This window comes from Allobosea sp. 05T422_2, assembly GCF_056396265.1.
This window is the reverse complement of sequence record NZ_JBFTLD010000404.1, coordinates 1-3657: the sequence shown is the minus strand read 5'-3', so window position 1 is coordinate 3657 and position 3657 is coordinate 1. Positions and strand designations below refer to the sequence as shown.

Below are 3657 nucleotides of genomic sequence, written 5' to 3'. Positions count from 1 at the left end.
GCGTTGACCACATCGCGAACAGTGGTGTTGGCCGTCAGGGCGATCGAAACGTTGGTCGTCGAAGTTGGGGAGGCTGGCGTGCCAGTGGTGAGCTGGATGGTCAGCGAGGGAGCGGCCGTGGTGTCAACACCCAGGTCGCCGGCGCTGCCGGCAGTGGCTGCAGAGACCGCCGTATCGCCGGCGCTGCCGATGCGCTTGTCGAGTGCGATATCCTTCAAGCTCTTGCTCGTCGCAACAGCTTCTGCTGCGCCGGCGAGCGTGGTGCCGGTGCCGACGACGGTCGGACGGTTCTGAGCGGCGTCGGCCTGGGCCTGCTTCACAGTGGACTGCAGCGACGAGACCAGTTTGGTGATGCCATCGATGCCCTTGGAGGCAGCCTGAATGGTCTGGATGCCGTTCGAGATGCCGTCGAGCAGACCTTTGAGCTGTCCCGAGCGCTCGTTCAACGACTGGGCGGTGAAATAATTGACCGGGTTGTCGACCGCGGTGTTCACCTTCTTGCCGGTGGCCAGCTTATACTGGGTGGCCTGGGCGGCGGCAGCGGTCTGCTGGAGAGTGGCGACCGAATTGCGGACAGCCGAAGAGAGCGTAATAGCCATAGTCGTTATACCTTCTGGTATGGTGCCATTCTGGCGTCATGGCCTTCTGGCCGCGACCCGAGGACACTCGGTCGCCAACCCGTAACGAGTGGTAAATTTCAGCGGTCGAATTGCCGTCAGATTGGGCAAAGCCACTGCATGGTTAAGCGCGCGATAAGACGGTGGCTGGGTTCCATCGGCCCAAACGCAAACCGCCCGCGGGAGCGGGCGGCTGGGATACAAATTCGGGAAGGCAGCCCTTGTCAGGCGGTGYGCTCGACATAATGCTGCGCGCTGGTTTCGTCGGCGAGCCGGGCTTTCTCGGCGAGTTCACGTGAATAGATGCGCAGCCGGAGCAGCGTCTCGTCAGGCAGTTGCGAAACGGTCTCGCCGGTCACCCTGTTCTTCTTCTGGATGACAACTTCGCGGGTGCGCGGCTCGATCACGATGCGACGCTCGATGAGATCGCGCAGATCCTGTTCGCGCTGGCGCGCCGCCTGCCTGTCCGTGGTGGCGTTCTGCTTTGCCATGGCGTCGTCGCGCCGCGCTTGTTCAGAGCGGGCCTGCAGATCGAGCTGGACCGCTTCACCCGCTGTTGCCGACTGGACGGTTTGCGCCGCCGGCAGTTCGACCGGGATGCTCCCCTTGGTCGCGGCGGCATCGCTTCTGGCGGTCACGTGATAGGCGCCGACCGCTGTCGCCCTCGTCGAGGCCCCGAAATCCATCGCTCACTCCTTCTGGAGTCGGATAACAGCCACCCCTCGCGGCCGTCGTACGAAAGGCGCGGCCAAGCCGCACCCTTCGCATCATATCGACAATGACCGCGAAGATTGAATCTTCCGTAAGGAGATTAGGTAAATTTTGACGATTGCCGTGGCAGCCGCCGCCTCCCCCCTGGCACGCTGGCTCCCCGTGGCTCAGAGACTGCGGGAGATCACGAGCGGCCCGGAGTTCGGGCGGACAAAGGCGCCGGCTCCCACAGTTGCCGTCGGTCCGTAGCCGGCGGCCCGCATCGGACGGTTTGCCTCGAAGGCGAGATCGCGGACGATCGATTCCGAGACGGCTCGCGCGGTGGCAAGCACGATCTGGTTGATCTCGATCAGGTCCTGGAATGCGACATGGGCGGCCTTCAGGCGCTTGACCTGATCGGGGACGAAGCGCGCCAATGCCACCGCATTCAGCTTCACCTGCTCGACGCCGCGCATATAGATGCCGGCAAGCTCGGTCTTTCGCGGTTCGCGTTCCATTGCGTCCGACAATTTGCCGGCGCGGACCAGTTCGGTTTCCTCGCCAACGACATGGGACAGGGCCCCGAGCGTCTCCAGCACGGCTTCGATCAGCGCCTGCGCTTCGAGAGCGCTTGCGATCCGCGGCCGCTCGTCCAGTACACGCCTAGCCAGCGACACGTGCAGCTCCGGTAGTCATCGCCGCGGTGGCCTGTTCCTGAACCTGCAGCAGGCTGCGCATGATCGGATCGGACAGGCCGATGCCACCGGCGCGCTGCAGATTGCGGGCATATTCCTGGGTCAGCATCGAGCGATAGACGCCACCGCCGGTGCCGTTCTCGCCGAGCGGTCCCTCGGTCTCGCTGGAGGCCATCAGTTTGTCCGTGACCTGTTCGAGGAAGACGGTCTCGAACTCGTCGGCCTGCTTCTTGGCCTTCGCCTTGGCGGGATCGAGAGCGTTTGCCAGGCCGCTGACGAGGCTTCCGGCAACGCCGAGCGCCAGTTTCGCAGCGGGGAGGGCGAGTGCGGCGGTCATTACATCACCTCGATTTCTGCCTGGAGGGCGCCGGCGGCCTTGATCGCCTGAAGGATGGAGATCATGTCGCGCGGGCCGATTCCGAGGGCGTTCAGTCCGTCGACGAGCTCGGCGAGCGTCACGCTCTCCTTGACGAGGGCGAGCTTGTTGCCGCCTTCGGTGTCGACCTTGACGTTGGTGCGGGGCACGACGGTGGTGCGGCCGCGGGCGAAAGGCTCGGGCTGGCTGACTTCCGGCTGCTCGCTGATCGTCACGGTCAGGTTGCCCTGCGCGACGGCGACGGTGGAGACGCGGACGTCCTTGCCCATGACGATGATGCCGGAGCGTTCGTCGATGACGATGCGGGCGAGCTGGTCGGGCTCGACCCGCAGCTGTTCGATCTCGGTCAGCATGCGGATCATGTTGCCCTGGAAGCGCGGGGGGATCTGCAGCACGACAGTCGAGGGATCGGTCGGCTCTGCCGCATCGCCGCCGAGGAAATCATTGATCGCAGCGGCGACGCGGCGCGCCGTCGTGAAGTCCGGGTTGCGCAGCGACAGCCGCAGCGTCTTCAGCTTGTTCAGCGCGAAGTCGATCTCGCGTTCGACCAGGCCGCCATTGGCGATGCGGCCGACCGTCGGCACGCCGCGAGTGATCTTGGCGGCGTCGCCCTCGGCCGAGAAGCCGGAGATTGCGACCGGCCCCTGCGAGACGGCGTAGACCTCGCCATCGGCGCCGAGCAGCGGCGTTGCGAGCAGGGTGCCGCCCTGAAGCGACTTGGAGTCACCCAGTGCCGAGACCGTGACATCGAGGCGCGTGCCCTGGGTGGCGAAGGGCGGCAGGTTCGCGGTCACCATCACGGCGGCGACATTGGCGGTGCGCATATTGGCGCCGCGCGTATTGACGCCGAGCCGCTCCAGCATCGCCTGCAGCGACTGCTTGGTGAAGGGCGTATTGTTCAGCGTGTCGCCGGTGCCATTGAGGCCGACGACGATGCCATAGCCGAGGATCTGGTTGCTGCGCACGCCTTCGACGGCGGCGAGATCCTTGATGCGGGAGAGCGCCTGCGCCGGCTCGGCCGCCCAGGACAGGCCGATGGCCAGCAGCGCGGCCAGCGGCGTCACAAGGCGTTTCAGGGAGGGCAGGCGAACCATAGGGCACCGGCGGGAATGAGACAGTAGCGGCTCATGCCTTGCGAGGGGCGTGCCAACTGCCGATTTCATGAAAACCCTTATTTGCCAGCCTGTTGTGAGGTAGGCTCTGTCTGGCGCTTGCCGTTGTCGCTTTGTCGTTCCTGCCGGATCGGGAGTTTTTGCCGGGCGATTTACCGCTTGTTAAC

Annotated in this window: 5 protein-coding genes; all 5 read right to left on the bottom strand. The window is 65.0% G+C overall.

Going from position 1 to position 3657, the window contains the following annotated elements:
- On the bottom strand, window positions 1–599 hold a 599-nt coding region (locus tag AC1DJT_RS35045; RefSeq protein ID WP_476835895.1), incomplete at its 3' end, for a flagellin N-terminal helical domain-containing protein.
- A 242-nt stretch (window positions 600–841) separates the two neighbouring features.
- A complete protein-coding gene (locus tag AC1DJT_RS35040; protein WP_476835894.1) occupies window positions 842–1303 on the bottom strand; it encodes a hypothetical protein in 462 nt (153 codons plus the stop codon).
- A 192-nt stretch (window positions 1304–1495) separates the two neighbouring features.
- Window positions 1496–1984, bottom strand: coding sequence for a hypothetical protein (locus tag AC1DJT_RS35035; protein WP_441506242.1), 489 nt, complete (start codon window positions 1982–1984; stop codon window positions 1496–1498).
- A complete protein-coding gene (locus AC1DJT_RS35030; RefSeq protein ID WP_441491507.1) occupies window positions 1971–2339 on the bottom strand; it encodes a rod-binding protein in 369 nt (122 codons plus the stop codon). The genes AC1DJT_RS35035 and AC1DJT_RS35030 overlap by 14 nt, the downstream gene beginning before the upstream one ends.
- A complete protein-coding gene (locus AC1DJT_RS35025; protein ID WP_043237642.1) occupies window positions 2339–3472 on the bottom strand; it encodes a flagellar basal body P-ring protein FlgI in 1134 nt (377 codons plus the stop codon). The genes AC1DJT_RS35030 and AC1DJT_RS35025 overlap by 1 nt, the downstream gene beginning before the upstream one ends.
- Window positions 3473–3657: the final 185 nt, after the last annotated feature.